The 14,532-nt window shown below is 55.2% G+C and carries 11 protein-coding genes; 7 read left to right on the forward strand and 4 right to left on the reverse strand.

Features of this window, described 5'->3' with window-relative positions; all coding sequences use genetic code 11:
• Nucleotides 1-65 precede the first annotated feature (65 nt).
• Nucleotides 66-3,065, forward strand: coding sequence for an aminomethyl-transferring glycine dehydrogenase subunit GcvPB (gene gcvPB / locus G0Q06_RS06025; RefSeq protein WP_163963507.1), 3,000 nt, complete (start codon nucleotides 66-68; stop codon nucleotides 3,063-3,065).
• A gap of 9 nt (nucleotides 3,066-3,074) precedes the next feature.
• Here gcvPB and G0Q06_RS06030 read toward each other — a convergent pair whose 3' ends face one another.
• A complete protein-coding gene (locus tag G0Q06_RS06030; protein WP_163963509.1) occupies nucleotides 3,075-3,833 on the reverse strand; it encodes a FecR family protein in 759 nt (252 codons plus the stop codon).
• A gap of 106 nt (nucleotides 3,834-3,939) precedes the next feature.
• On the opposite strand from G0Q06_RS06030, the gene G0Q06_RS06035 reads away from it, so the two are divergent.
• From G0Q06_RS06035 to proC, 5 genes are all read left to right on the forward strand, one after another.
• Nucleotides 3,940-4,698, forward strand: coding sequence for a pseudouridine synthase (locus G0Q06_RS06035; RefSeq protein ID WP_163963511.1), 759 nt, complete (start codon nucleotides 3,940-3,942; stop codon nucleotides 4,696-4,698).
• Between the two features lie 67 nt (nucleotides 4,699-4,765).
• Nucleotides 4,766-5,650 carry an RAD23 family protein gene (locus G0Q06_RS06040; RefSeq protein WP_163963512.1) on the forward strand — a complete coding sequence of 295 codons (885 nt, stop codon included), beginning with the start codon at nucleotides 4,766-4,768 and terminating at the stop codon, nucleotides 5,648-5,650.
• Between the two features lie 19 nt (nucleotides 5,651-5,669).
• Nucleotides 5,670-6,551, forward strand: coding sequence for a bifunctional methylenetetrahydrofolate dehydrogenase/methenyltetrahydrofolate cyclohydrolase FolD (gene folD / locus G0Q06_RS06045; RefSeq protein WP_163963514.1), 882 nt, complete (start codon nucleotides 5,670-5,672; stop codon nucleotides 6,549-6,551).
• 5 nt (nucleotides 6,552-6,556) lie between these two features.
• Complete coding sequence (locus G0Q06_RS06050) at nucleotides 6,557-7,699, forward strand: response regulator (protein ID WP_163963516.1); 1,143 nt, start codon at nucleotides 6,557-6,559, stop codon at nucleotides 7,697-7,699.
• Entirely contained in the window at nucleotides 7,689-8,495 is an 807-nt protein-coding gene (gene proC, locus G0Q06_RS06055) for a pyrroline-5-carboxylate reductase (RefSeq protein WP_163963518.1), read from the forward strand. The genes G0Q06_RS06050 and proC overlap by 11 nt, the downstream gene beginning before the upstream one ends.
• 1 nt (nucleotide 8,496) lies before the next feature.
• On the opposite strand, the gene G0Q06_RS06060 is transcribed toward proC, so the two are convergent.
• Genes G0Q06_RS06060 through mazG form a run of 3 tightly spaced genes read right to left on the reverse strand, consistent with a single transcriptional unit; the run spans nucleotide 8,497 to nucleotide 13,599 of the window.
• A complete protein-coding gene (locus G0Q06_RS06060; protein WP_163963520.1) occupies nucleotides 8,497-12,243 on the reverse strand; it encodes a hydantoinase B/oxoprolinase family protein in 3,747 nt (1,248 codons plus the stop codon).
• Nucleotides 12,240-12,998: a YgjP-like metallopeptidase domain-containing protein gene (locus G0Q06_RS06065; protein WP_163963522.1), complete on the reverse strand. Its 759-nt coding sequence runs from the start codon at nucleotides 12,996-12,998 to the stop codon at nucleotides 12,240-12,242. The genes G0Q06_RS06060 and G0Q06_RS06065 overlap by 4 nt, the downstream gene beginning before the upstream one ends.
• On the reverse strand, nucleotides 12,967-13,599 hold the full coding sequence (mazG, locus tag G0Q06_RS06070; protein ID WP_163963524.1) for a nucleoside triphosphate pyrophosphohydrolase: 633 nt from the start codon (nucleotides 13,597-13,599) through the stop codon (nucleotides 12,967-12,969). The genes G0Q06_RS06065 and mazG overlap by 32 nt, the downstream gene beginning before the upstream one ends.
• Nucleotides 13,600-13,694: 95 nt before the next feature.
• Between mazG and G0Q06_RS06075 the strand changes: the two genes are divergently transcribed.
• The gene (locus G0Q06_RS06075; RefSeq protein WP_163963526.1) at nucleotides 13,695-14,489 is read left to right on the forward strand and encodes an indole-3-glycerol phosphate synthase TrpC; all 795 of its coding nucleotides are present in this window, start codon (nucleotides 13,695-13,697) and stop codon (nucleotides 14,487-14,489) included.
• Nucleotides 14,490-14,532 lie beyond the last annotated feature (43 nt).

The following is a 14,532-nucleotide window of genomic DNA, read 5'->3' on the forward strand; positions in this document are numbered from 1 at the left end:
ATTCACCATCACTTTTTCCAAATTATCTTTATTTTTTGAAAACGGATAAGCAAGGTCTGAGCAATATGTCACAAGGTCAATCCAACCCGCTTCCATTTAACCCGGAAAGCCTTCCGCGCGAAACTCTCCGCCATTATATCTCCGCCTCGGAGGGCGATATCAAGGCAATGCTTGATAAGGTCGGCGCAGATTCACTCGAGGCGCTTTATCAGCATATACCCGGCAACTGCCTTTTTCCCGAAGCCCCTGATCTTCCTGAAGAGCTCTCCTATGAGGAACTCCAGTCCAGACTGGTTGAGCTGGCCGCGGAAAACCGGCCTTGCGAGTCCTACATTGGGGACGGGCTTCCGAACTATGCAGTGATGCCTGTCGTGGACCCAGTCTGCGCCATTCGCAACCTGACGACCGCCTATACACCATACCAGCCGGAACGCTCCCAAGGCACTTTGACCACCCACTGGATCTACCAATGCATGATGAGCCAATTGACGGGCTTTGAGGCCATCAACAGCTCCCTGTACGAGCGTTCCACGGCGACCTTTGAAGCCATGGCAACGGCAGTCCGCGTAAGCCGGAAGGCCGACCAGATCATCATTTCCGAAGGCATCTACCCGGGAGACCGTGAGGTCATTGAAACCCTTCTTCCCGGAACCGGCATCCAAGTAAAATGGGTCCCGCTCGATCGTGCGACGGGCCGGACAGACCTTTCCCTGATGCGGGCAGCCCTTGAGGAGGGCGCAGAAGCTGTGGCGGGGATTGTTTTTCCGCAGGTGAACTGTCTGGGACTCCTTGAGGATGTGGATGCGCTGGCTGACCTGACGCTCGCATCCAAGACCAAGAGCATCGCTGTGATTGATCCGGCGCTTCTCGGGACAGGCGGCCTCAAGCCGCCTACCGAGTACGGGCAGAAGGGGGTAGACATGATTGTCGGCGAGGCTCAGCACCTTGCCATCGGGCCCAACTTCGGGGGACCGGGACTCGGGCTTTTCGGGGTCCGCCACAACGAGGAGAACAAGAACACAATCCGGCAGACACCTGGGCGCTATGTTGGCAAGGCCAAGGATATTTCCGGCAGGGATTGCCTTGTCATGGTGCTGAGCACCCGTGAACAGCACATTCGAAAGGACAAGGCGACTTCCAACATCTGTTCAAACCAGGCCTTTCTCGCAACAATTGCCGGTGCCGCCATCCTCTCTCGCGGGGAATCCGGCATGCAAAAAGCTTTTTCAAAGGCCCGTGAGCAGGCACTTGAGGCAGTGGAAAAACTGAGCCGCCTCAAGGGCATCCAGTTGGCCTTCCCTGAATCGACGTTTGTGAATGAAATCCTGCTCTCCGTGGATGGGTCAGTTCCCGAACTGATTGAAGCCGCCCGGCAGGCATCAATTCATCTCGGGGTGGACATTTCCGACAGGATTGAAGGCAAGGGTTCACTGCTGAAAATGTCCTTCAGTGACCGGGAAATGGATTTGGACCGCCTGTTACCCGTTTTCGAGCAGTGTGGGTATGTCGCCGAAAAGGAATCCGCATTCATAAGCGATTTGGCCACCTCCGATTTGCGCAGCGGCGCTCTTGGCCTTCCGGAAATGGAAGACGAAGAGATCATCAAGTATTACCAGTCTCTCGGTGAACTGAACGTCAGCCCGGACGACGCCTGCTACCCGCTCGGGTCCTGCACGATGAAGTACAACCCCTTTATCAATGACTGGGCAGCCAGCCTTCCGGGATTTACTGATATTCACCCGCAGGCTCCACTCGAGGATGCACAGGGATCGCTGCATCTCCTTTACGAGATTCAGGAATGGTTCAAGGAAATCACTGGCCTTGCCGGAATCACTACCCAACCGGTGGCCGGCGCGCAAGGGGAACTGGTCGGGATCAAGCTCTTTCAGGCATACCACGAGGACCGCGGTGAAGGACATCGCGATGTGATTCTCATTCCCGCCTCCGCCCACGGTACCAATTTTGCCACTGCCGTCATGGCGGGCTATCGCACCAAAAAAGTGGATGGCCTGCAGACCGGTATTGTCCTCCTGGAAAGCGCTCCCGACGGATCGATTGATATGGAGGATTTTCGCGCGAAGGTGGAGATCTACAAAGACCGTCTGGCGGGCGTGATGATCACCAACCCGAACACTTGCGGTATCTTTGAGACCTGTTTTGCCGAGATTTCCAAGCTGGTTCATGACGCCGGGGGACTTGTCTACATGGACGGAGCGAACATGAACGCCATCGCCGGATGGTGCGACCTCGGTGCCATGGGCGTCGATGCGGTGCACAACAACTTACACAAGACTTGGACCATTCCACATGGCGGAGGCGGTCCGGGCGATGCCATTGTCGGTGTGAGCGAACGGCTTGTTCCCTTCCTGCCCGGTTTTCAAATCGAGAAACGGGAGGGTGCTTATGTGCCGGTTCGTACCCCGAAGAGCATTGGAAGTTTTCACCGGCACTGGGGCAATTTCGCGCACAAGGTGCGCGCCTACACCTACCTCCTGCGGCTGGGAAAAGAAGGTGTCCGTCGCATGACAGCGGTCGCCGTCTTGAGTGCACGATACTGCTTTGAACAGCTTCGTGAAGCGTTTCCTACCCTCCCGGCGGATGCAGTGGCAACCCCGCGCATGCATGAATTCATCCTGACTCTTTCCGAGGAGGACTTTGTCCGTCTGGAGCAGGTCGGGGTCCCGCGCGCACTTGTCATCACCCGGGTTGGAAAGCTCTTCCTGGACTTTGGTTTCCACGCCCCGACAGTTGCCTGGCCGGAGACCTTTGGGCTCATGATCGAACCGACCGAGAGCTACTCGAAGAGTGAACTGGACCGGTTCTGTGAAGCGGTTTTAGCCATGCTGGAAATGATCCGCAAACATCCCGAGGTGCTGGCAAAGGTTCCCCTGTTCACGCCTGTGGACCGGGTGGATGAGGTGGAAGCCAACCGCCACGTCACTCTCAAGGAGTCGCTGACAACACTTCCAGAGCCCCATCGCAACCGTCTTTCACCAACAGAGATCGGGAAACTCCCGATCTCTGAGGTCTTTGAAAGAATTGTTGAGGCCAGCCGTCAAGGCTGATCGGGACGCTTAGCCCTTGTCACTCGCCGTCTCGATATCCTCGTATGGGATCTCGATAATGAGCGGCGGGGTCGGGGTCGGAGGTTCCGGCAACACAGCCGAGCTCATTTCCGAAACGGCTTCACGCAGACCCTGGATATCCTCGGAGGTCATCGAAGCAAGGGCAGCGCCTCCCTGTGTGAGGGCGAAAATGTCCGTGCTTTCGTAATAAATACCGCGGACAATAATTTCCTCACCGGCAGGGATATTGATTGTCTCGTTCGGCTCAATCAGGGACACCGTCATATTGCTGGTGTCCAGCTTCGGATCACCGATAAAGTCTACTTCGCCGTCAAGGTTGCGAACCTGCATTGTCCATCCCTGGTCACCAGCGAGATTCTGTACAACGCCAAATACGCCATCCGTGATACTGGCTGTGCCGACCTTGGTCTTCACATCCAGACGGCAATCGTCCGAAATATCACCCAGAACTTCACCGCGCACCAACTTGACGGCCACTGTCCCATCACCAAGCAGGGCGAGTTGGACTTCCGTTCCCGGGTAGGCCGTCAACAGGGAGCCTTCACAAAGCGAGAGGATAACCGTTGAATCGTTGGTCTGTAAAATATCACCTTCAATGAGTTCCTGGCCGACCTCGATATTGTAAATGCCGCCGCGAGTGTAGAGCGCTCCATCCGGCTCTTCGTAAACGACTTCTGCGACATTAGCCGCTTGGAGGGCAAAAGGTGCCAGTAAAGTGAAGAGAATTGGTTTAATAAATGTTTTCATGACAGGTTTTTTTACAACTAAGCAGAATATTCCACAGTAGAGAAAGGAAATGTAGGTGGATTCCTGAGCCTTGACAAGTCTTAAGCATGAACAGATGCGTGTATGGATGAGAACGGAAAAACCGGTTCGTGTGCAGAAAGTGATCGCAGACCGCGGATTGGCATCCCGTCGACAGGCTGAAGAGTGGATTGAAGAAGGGCGGGTCACCGTAAACGACCAAATCATCACATTGGGTGACAAATGCCTTCCCTCACAGGATCAGGTGGCCGTGGATGGAAACCCGATTCCGCGCAGGGAACCCCAGAAGCTGGTCCTGGCGATGAATAAGCCCAAGGGCGTGACCTGCACAAACAGCGATCCCCACGCCAAACGGACCGTGTTCGACCTGTTGCCAAAGGAGCTCCAGACTGAGAGGCTATTTTGCGTGGGCCGGTTGGATCTGGAGAGCGAAGGCCTGCTGCTTCTCACCAACGATGGCCAGCTGAAGCAGGAACTCACCCACCCCTCCTTTAATGTGGTGAAACTCTACTCGGTGGAAATCGACAAACCTCTTCAGCCGAGCGATGTGCCAAAGTTGATCCGCGGGATCAAGTGGGAAGGCGAACCCCTGGCCATCGATAAAGTCTTTCCATCCGGATTGGGGGGCAAAGAGAACTGGAAGAAGCTTGAAGTGACCCTGCATCACGGGAAAAAGCGTGAAATCCGGCGTTTATTCTATGCTTTCGGGTACGATGTTAAAAAGTTGCGGCGGTTCCAGATCGGCCAGTATGCCGTGAAGGGAATCCCAAGGGGCGGATTCAGGATCCTTGGCAAACGGGATATCAAACTGCTCTTTGCCTCGCCGGGAGGCGCCAAACCCACTTGAACTGTCCAGCCCGTAAAATTATTCGATTGAGCCTGCCGGACAGTGTGACCAAACTAATCCCATAACGATGAAAAAGAAAATTACGCGCACACTTGTCCTGCTAAGTGCGTTTGTCTCCGCAGGGGTGGCGAACGGACAAGGGCTGATTGACCTTTACATGCAACCGGATATCCAAGCCGGGAAGGTGGACTCTGTCACCCTTGATGACCCGCGCCTCGGGCAACCCGCTCCGGTAATGGACGATGCCAAGGCCGCGCTTGGCTGGCACTATGCAGAGTTTGAAGACAATGTGGATGGATATACGCCCGATGGAAAAATCGGGAAAGACCTCCTGCCGGTCAACGGGGCAATTATCTATGGAGGCCCATCCACTGACAGCCCCGTCCTTGGGACCTACCGGGACGGATCCTATATTGAGATTAAGGATACGGGAGCCTGGTGGAAATTCCAGATCCGGATGCGTTATCCCGTCTATTTTGTCCTCGATTCACCGCCGCCGCTGCCACCAGTAACCGCTGAGGCCGAGGCACCAATCGTGGCTGTTGCCCCGGCGCCAGCTCCCTCAATTGAACCGATTCCACTAATGGCCCCAATTCCGGTTATCGAGGAAAGCCCGATTGTGGAGACACAGACACGCGCACCCGCAAGCTCCATGGTCCCACAGGTAGAGAGGCAGCCATCCTCAGTCACTCCGCCTGATGTCATTGGCCAAAGTTATCAGGGAACTTTCAAACTCTCCAAGAAGGCCTTTGGGCTCTTCAAGCCGAAGTCGCCCTTTTATCTGGAAAGTCCGGAGGGAAATCGTATTGCCTGGGTGGATACAAGCAAGATTGTCATACCGGGATCATTGAAGACCTACCTAGACAAGGCGGTCATCATACATGGTGAGCGGGACTTCATGGAGTCCTCGAAGGATTGGATTATCCGGGCCCGCAACATGCGGCTAAAATAAATTTCCGGCAATCGCACAGATGGAACTACTCGACGGCAAGAAACTATCACAGGAAATCCTTTCCGAATTAAAGGAAAAACTAGCCGATGCGAAGGGGCCGCCGCCGTGCGTGACCTTTATCCGGGTTGGCGAAGATCCGGCTTCGGTCTATTATGTGAATTCAAAGCAGAAAAAGGCCGCCCTTGTCGGGATTGAGAGCCGGTTGAAGACCTTTCCTGAATCCATAACCCAAGAGCAACTGCTGGAGGAAATCGGATCCCTGAATGCGGATTCATCGGTTCACGGGATCCTTGTTCAGGCTCCCCTGCCCTCACACATGGATGAGCGGACGGTTTTCAACTCGGTGGCTCCGGAAAAAGATGTCGACGGCTTTTCGACCAACAATCTGGGACGCTTGGTCCAGGAAGATCCGGAAGCGTTTGTTGCCTGCACCCCTGCCGGGATCGCGGAAATGATCCGCCGCTACAAAATCAAGACGGAGGGTCGCCACGTTGTTGTCCTCGGTCGCTCACTGATTGTCGGCAAACCCGCAGCCCTGCTCTTCATGCGCAAGGATCCCTTCGCTAACGCGACCGTCACGGTCTGCCACTCAAGGACACGCAACCTGTCCAACATCACACGGCAAGCAGACATTCTCATCGCGGCCATCGGTCAGGCAAATTTTGTCACGGCAGACATGGTCAGCCCGGGGACGATTGTCGTCGATGTAGGCATCAACCGGGTCGATGATCCATCCAGCAAGAAGGGTTACCGGATTGTGGGTGACGTTGATTTTGATGCGGTTGCACCCAAGTGCGACGCTATTTCACCTGTCCCTGGAGGAGTCGGGCTCATGACCGTGGCAATGCTCATGCACAACACAATGAAAGCATGGGAGCTCAGCCAGAAAAAGAACCACTGATCGAAATGTCCCGCTCCAAAATACTCGTCGTCGATGACCAAATCCTGAACATCCGCCTGATCGAGCGTAAGCTTGAGATGATTGATATGGATGTTGTCAGCTGCACTAACGGGCCCGAGGCAATCCGCCTGGCCACTCAAGAGCGGCCTGATGTGATTTTGCTCGATATCATGATGACGGGCATGAATGGGATTGAGGTCTGCCAGGCCTTGAAAAAGGCCGAGGAGACACGTGAAATTCCGGTTATTTTCCTGACGGCCCTGGGTACAAGGGAACAAAAGGTACATGGACTTGAGGCAGGCGCTGCCGACTATGTCACGAAGCCCTTTGACCTTGATGAAACAGTGGCACGAATCCGGACACAGTTGCGGATTGTCGAGGAGCACCGGGAAAACATCAAACTGACCCGCCAACTGGAACAATCCCGCAGGCAATCAGCGATCATGCATCTCACGGAGGGCATTGCCCACAACATCAACAACCTTCTGGGAGTGATGCTTGGGTATGTGAACCTCCTGCAAATGAATTCGGGCAAGCCGGATAGAGTGCTTAACGCCTGTGGCAAGCTTGAGCATGCCATTCAGCGCGTAACGCGTATTGTCCAGCAACTACAGGTAATTGGCCAATTCAAATCCCTGCAGAAACAGCCCACTGAACTGGCGCGAATCCTGAAGGGGGCCGTCGCCCGTTTTCATGGTTCCTCCAACACATCTACCAAGGTGGATGTACGTTCAGATTTTGAGGATGACATGGAATTTTTTACTAACCGTGAGCTGATGGAAGTTTGCATCGAACGCCTGCTGCAAAATGCTTACGAGAGTTATTTCGCCAATGATGCGGATACAAACCCAAAGATTGGAGAGATCATTCTCGAATCAAAAGAGGTGGAGTTCGAGGGGGCGCCCCACGTACAGGTACGCGTCATGGACAGGGGCAAGGGAATTGATGAAAAGATCCGTGACAGCATTTTTGATCCCTTTGTTTCTTCATCATCGGTTATTGGCAAAGGGATGGGACTGACCATTGCCCGTCACAGCGTGAGCTGTCTTGGCGGAACAATTGAGGTCATTGACCGGGAGGACGGAGGCACACAGGCAGTCGCCCTATTCCCTCTTGAACACGGTCCGGGTGGTGAAAATGAAGCCTAGGCTAGCCTTCATCGGGGCCGGTCGCATGGCTGGCGCAATGGTCCGCGGACTCCTGAAAACCGGTCCGTGGAACGCTGAGGATATAGTCTGCACGGGCGCCCGCGACGGGACAGCCGAGGCCCTCTCCGAAGATACGGGTATCCGCTTCACATATGATTGGAAGGTGTTTTTTAAAGATGCCCAATGGGTCATCCTCGCCTGCAAACCGCAGCAATTGAAGGAACTTCCGGAATCCTTGTCCGAGCTCTCTTCCGGCAGGCGGGTCCTGTCGATTCTCGCGGGAACCACACTGGGCCGACTCAAGAAAGTCTTTCCCGGAACGGCGAATATTGTCCGTACAATGCCGAACACACCGGGAATGATTGGGGCTGGTATCAGCGCCTACAGCCCGCTTCATCCAATGAATGAAGAAGATGAACAGGTCGTCCGGGCCATTCTTTCCGCACTCGGTGAAGCTGTTTCCATGGATGAACATTTTCTTGATGCCGTAACCGGTGTCAGCGGAAGCGGACCAGCCTATGTGTTCGAGTTTATCGCCGCGCTCCGGGACGGGGGTGTTGCCGCTGGCCTTGACGAGGCAACCGCATACAAGCTCGCCTTAAAAACGGTTCAAGGGGCGGCGGCTTTGCTGGAGGCAGTTCCGGAAACACCGGAAACGCATCGCAATTGGGTCTCCTCACCGGGGGGAACAACACTTGCCGGACTGAAGGTCATGGAGGATGCTGGCTTCCGTGGGATTATCAAGGAAACCGTCGCGGCGGCGACTAAGCGTTCCAAGGAACTCTCAGGGGAATAACTCAGCCCCTTCGTCCCCAACCACCGCCACCGGGTGTCTCGACCCGGATGCCCTCACCCGCCTCCAATGAAACTTGGGCATGCCCCTCAATCCGCTTTTTGATTCCATCCCTGGAAACGATCCATTGCTGTCCGGGTAAGCCGTCAGCACCGCCATGGAGACCTCTTGGCCCTTGATTCCGGTTCTGGCTGAGCAGGGAGACGGAGACGTTTTCCAGAAAATGCAGTTCCCGGACAAGGCCATCTCCACCGGAAAAGATTCCCGTGCCACCAGATCCTTTGCGTAGTGAAAACTCACGACAATAGACCGGAAAACGGTTTTCAAGAATTTCGGGATCGGTGATGGCGGTATTCGTCATGTGGACATGGACACCGGAAGCACCGTCAAAACATTCCCCTGCACCCGCACCGCCGCCAATTGTTTCATAATATCCAAATTGCTCATTGCCAAAGAGCAGGTTATTCATCGTGCCCTGGCCGGAGGCCATCAAGCCAAAGGCGCGGACAAGAGCGTCGACCATGCGCTGACTCGTCTCAACATTTCCCCCGACAACGGCGGGGCAAGCACGTGCATCATCTGAAAAAAGAGGGTTGAGAAAACAGTCGGGCAGCTTGATTCGGACCCCTTCAAGAAGTCCCTCATTCAGGGGTATGGGCTCATTGACGAGCAGGCGAAGGACATACAAGACAGCACTTCGCACAATTGCCGGAGTTGCATTGAGATTTCCGGGATGGGTTGTCGATGTGCCGTCAAAATCGATTTCCATGATCCCGCTACGGTGTTCGATGGTAACAGAGATCTCGTGACCGTCGTCCATGGTTTCGACCACATGGCTGGAGCTCAAATCACAGGACTCGATATATCGCTTCATTGCCGATACGCCAAAGCCGAAAAGCTCATTGAAATGTGCCGAGACTTTTCCCGCTGAAAAGTCGCGCAATATATCATTAAAGAGATCCCGACCCCTCTGGAGTGAAGCGAGCTGGGCTTCCAGATCAATGCGGTTCTCCCGGATTGAGCGTGTCGGATAACGAGCTGTGCTGAGAAGTTGCTCGATAAGGTCGAATCGGTCGGAATCCTTATGAATCAGCCATTGTGGAGGAATCAGCACACCTTCTTCCTCGAGAGTCCGGGCATCAGCCGGCATGGAGCCGGGGCTACGCCCTCCAATTTCCGCATGGTGAGCCCTGTTGGCCAGATAACCCATCAAGCGTTCCTCTGCATCAAAGAGTCCACAGATCAAAGTCACGTCGGGCAGATGTGAACCCCCTGCACCGGGGTGGTTGGTTACAAGCACATCCCCGGGTGTGAAGGTGTACTGCTTCAGACACTCGCGCACACACAATCCCATCGCTCCCAGATGGACAGGAATGTGCGGGGCATTCGCCAGCAGCCGGCCTTTCTCGTCGAGCAAGGCGCATGAAAAATCCAACCGCTCACGAATGTTGGTTGAGAGGGCCGTTCGCTGCAGCTGATCTCCCATTTCCTCCAGCATCCCGGCAATGCGATTCAGGACGAGAGTCCGCTCGACTTTCGCCGAGCGCGCAAACTGCGGTTGTGCAAGTTTTCCCTCAACCGGAAGGATTTGCACACTGCCTTCCGTCCCGGCAATTCCTTTCCAGCCAGACTCAACAAATGCGGTGCCGTAAGGATCCCGAATGATAGCCGGGCCCGCGATGACATTGCCGGGATGAAGCAAAATGCGCTCGTGGACGGGAATTCTGACTTCTTCCCCTTCCAGAAATCCCTCCACTGACCGCTCCGGATTTGAAGGAACCCGTTGTTCCTCAAATTTCTCTGTAACGGTTTTTTCACTACGCTCAAGCAAGCGGAGCCTCAGCTTGACAATCTCCAGCTGGGCGCCCTTTGGGAAATACCCGAAGATTGCGATAAACTTGTCACGGAAAACCCGTCCGACATCCGAGCCTGACTCCCATTGGACCGGAATGGAGGCTTCCTGCCCCTGCAGGCGAATAAAGACACTGCAGGATCGAGGGCTTAAATCATCCCGATCAACCCCATCCTTTTGCAAGTGGCCGGTAGCCTCCAGTTGCATTTCAGAAAAGTGTGATTCAAGACACGGCTCGCCTTCTTCAAAGGCCTGAATGACCTGCCGTTCGATCACCGATTCACGGGGAGCTGTATGAATCCCCCGTGCACTGAGAATGCCCGCATCGGGTGGAAAAATGATTTGTTTAATCCCGAGCAACTCAGCGACGCGGCAAGCATGCAGCCCTCCGGCCCCACCGAAGGCAACCAGGCCGTAGGCCGCTGGATCCTCACCTTCCCGCAGGCTGATCTGGCGAATCGCCTGGGCCGTGCGCTCGGTGGCGACGGTGAGAAACCCTTCGGCCAGTGTTCGCCAGTCCTTCTCGCCCGCCTCGTCGGCAACAGCCTGCATTGCCTGCTTCGCCAAATCAAACCGGATCGGAATTGAAAAGCCATCGGGATCCATTCGACCAAGGAGGAGATGGACATCTGTCAAGGTCAACGGCCCGCCCGCTCCATAGCACGCCGGGCCGGGATTTGCTCCTGCACTTTCCGGTCCCACAAACAACGTGCTATCCTTGAAACCACAAATTGAACCACCACCGGCAGCGACCGTTTCAATGGGTAAGGCCGGTGTTAAAATACGCGCTTCCCCGACCTGAATCTGCTGACGTAGCTCAAGATTGTTTTTCCATCGCGAGACATCGGTGGAGGTGCCGCCCATGTCGAGTCCGATAATTCGTGAAAGGCCGGCTCTTTTACCGGCTTCAACCGCGCCGAGGACGCCCCCTGCGGGCCCGCTGACCAAGCTGTCAACGGCATGAAACCGCGCCCGGGAAACCAATCCTCCGGCACTCGTCATCACCCATAACCGGTTATCCCCAATCTCACCCTGCACGCGATCCAGATAGGAATCCATGACTGGACTCAGGGTAGCGTTGACGAGTGTGGTCTCCGTTCGGTCAAGATATTTGATCAGCGGACGGATAGAGGAAGAGCAACACACGGTTTTGAATCCGCACTCCGAAAGGATGCCTTCCGCTGCCAACTCATGACACGGGTTCTTCCAGCTGTTGAGAAAACAAATCGCCGCCACTTCACAGCCGTCTTGCAAGGCCCGGTTTGCAGCCTTGCGAAGCGCTTCAAGATCAAGCGGCTCCAACTCATTGCCATGTGTATCCAAACGTCCTGAAATTTCCACTACGCGATGGTAAAGCGGAAGCGGCTTGTCAATTTTACGGCTAAACAGTTCCGGCCGTTTCTGGTCGCGGATAAGAAGAAGATCCTCAAACCCCTTGCTCAGGAACAGGGCTGTTGGAGCGCCTTTTTTCTCCAGCAGGGCGTTGGTCCCCTTGGTCGTACCGAGACGAAAGGACAATGCCTCATCGACGTTGGAATGTTGGCTCTCGAACAAGAGACGCATTGCCAGAACCGGCGCTTCCCATTCGCTATCGACTTCAAGGACATCACCCCCGCGGATCCCTTCCGGGACGGATAATTCCAAAATCACCCCATCCGCTCCATTGATACGGCCGCAGGGTTTTCCCGAAATACTCACGGGCTTGTTTATGATCCATTGTCCGGGACTGATCGCAAAAGGAACTATCTCAATCCGTCCGGCATCGACAACCCGCTTGACCTGGGTCCTGATGCACCCGGAGGACAGGACCTTGCCCCGCTTGATCTGGCCATCCGGGCCCTCCAGGAGGCAATCGGTGAAGGTACCACCAGTATCAGCGCTGATCTTCCAGCCACTCACAACTCTGCCTGCCCGAGATCAATCAACAGGGAAGCATCCGCATCGAGACGGCGGGCGTGTTTCTCGGACGAAGGATCGAGGGCCTTGAGGAACTGGTGGAATCCCTTGGAATGGTCGAAGTGCTTCAAATGCGCCAATTCATGCAACAGCACATGATCCTGAAGCGGTGGTGAAAGAAGAACCAGGCGCCAATTGAGGGAAATGGCTCCCGTCTCACTACAGGATCCCCACCGGCTTTTCTGGTTGCGAACCGTAATCCCGTGAGGCTTCAACTGATGCTTTCGGGCAAGTTCCATCAGCCGGGTGGGAAGAAACTCACGGGCGATACTCTTGAGAAGACTCACGAGCTGGGGAACCAGGACTTTGCCTGGATCAACAGTGAGGATGACCCTGCCTGCGGTATCCTCTATCACATGCTGGCAAACGCCTGCCTTGAAGCGCAAGACGAGGGGAACGCTCCGGCCCGCCAGTGAAAGGTGCGGATGTTTCATCAGGTAGGAATGCAATTTCGGAATGGACTTCCGGGTTTCCAGCATCCGGCAAATCCAGTCACCATGTTCCTCCATAAAACGCACGCCGCTAGCCTGTGATTGCCTCAGGGGCGCTTTCAGGACCACCACGCTGGATGAATCGACATGCAGGTTCATCCGCTTCACCTGCCGGGTCCGCTCAAACCTGTACGGAACCAGCATCGCACCGGAAGCGGACTGGAGACACACTAGATCAAACGTGTTCTGCTTTGCCTTCGATTTCACTGACTAATTTCGAGCTATGCTTTCTCAATGCCGTCTCGGGATCAATCCCGGCCTGCTGGCAGGCACACACATATTGGTAAAGGAATTCCCCTGCCTCTTCTTCTTCAAGCCCTTCGGCAAGCGCGTCGACACCCTCCGGGTCCGGCAACTGGTCATGCTTTAATCCCTTCTTATGGATTTGCCTGGCCACTTTACCGGCAAACATCAGGGCCGGCAAAGACGGCGGCAGGCGCTTGAACAGGCCATTCTCAGCAGGACCGTTTTTCTTCTCCTCGGCCTTGATCGCCTCCCATTGCTTCAGAACCTCATCGGAATCCTTCAAGTCCACATCCCCGAACACATGCGGATGCCGCCGGATCAGCTTCTCGTTGATCCCGCGGGCCACGTCATCGAAATTAAAATGCCCGTTTTCCTCGGCGATCTGCGCATGGAAGACGACCTGCAGGAGCACATCCCCCAGCTCCTCGCACATGTGTTCCATGTCGGCGCGGTCGATTGTATCGAGCAGTTCAGCCGTCTCGTCAATGAGCGGCTCACAGAGGCTCTGGTGTGTCTGCTCGTGGTCCCACGGGCAACCACCCGGTCCACGCAGGCGGGCCATTGTTTCTCTTAAATCTTGAATAGCACTCACTGGAAGGGTTTTCTACGATTTCCAATTCGCCTTCAATTGATATTTTCATAATCTTTATCCCGTATATGGACAAACTGACCGAGATCATGGCTTGGAAACGCCAGGAAGTCGCCAAACGGCGGCGGCCTGTCCGGGATGAGGAGCTGGCGCATTTCAATCCCTCATCAAGCCATCCAAGCCGCTTTGAGAAAGCCTTGCGGCGCGAATCAGGGATCGCCCTGATATCGGAAATCAAGCGGAAGTCACCGTCCGCGGGGGCAATCGCCGAGGGACGGGACGCTCCGGAGCAGGCGCGGCTTTACTACAACGCCGGGACCGATGCCATTTCTGTTCTCACGGATGAAAAGTACTTTGGCGGCTCCATCCGCGACCTCTGGAATGTGAATGACCTCCTGGGAAACCGTTCCGACTCGCCCCCTACCCTGCGGAAGGATTTCTTCGTCGACCGGATCCAGATCCTTGAGGCGGCCGAGGCCGGTGCCTCCTGCATCCTCATCATTGTCCGCGCCCTCTCCAACGAGGAGATGTCCATGCTCTTTGAGGCAGCCAACCTCGCCGGACTGGACAGTATTTTCGAGGTGCACGAGGAATCTGAAGTGGAAAGGGCCCTCAATTGTGGAGCCCGTATCGTAGGCGTGAACAACCGCGACCTCACCCGCTTTGTGACCGACCTTGCCATCTCCGAGTCAATTATCCCGCAGCTTCCGGAGAACTGCGTCGCGATTTCGGAAAGCGGAATTCATTCCATAGCCGATGCCGAGCGGGCCTTTGAGGCCGGGGCGGATGCCATCCTCGTCGGGGAGGCCCTCATGAAAATGGAGGATCCGGAACCGTTTATCCAAGCGATCCATGACTTTTGAGCCGGGATCGAAACCTTATCGCGGGGTAAACCTGCTCACTACA

Origin of the sequence: Oceanipulchritudo coccoides (assembly GCF_010500615.1) — a bacterium.
GTDB lineage: Bacteria > Verrucomicrobiota > Verrucomicrobiia > Opitutales > Oceanipulchritudinaceae > Oceanipulchritudo > Oceanipulchritudo coccoides.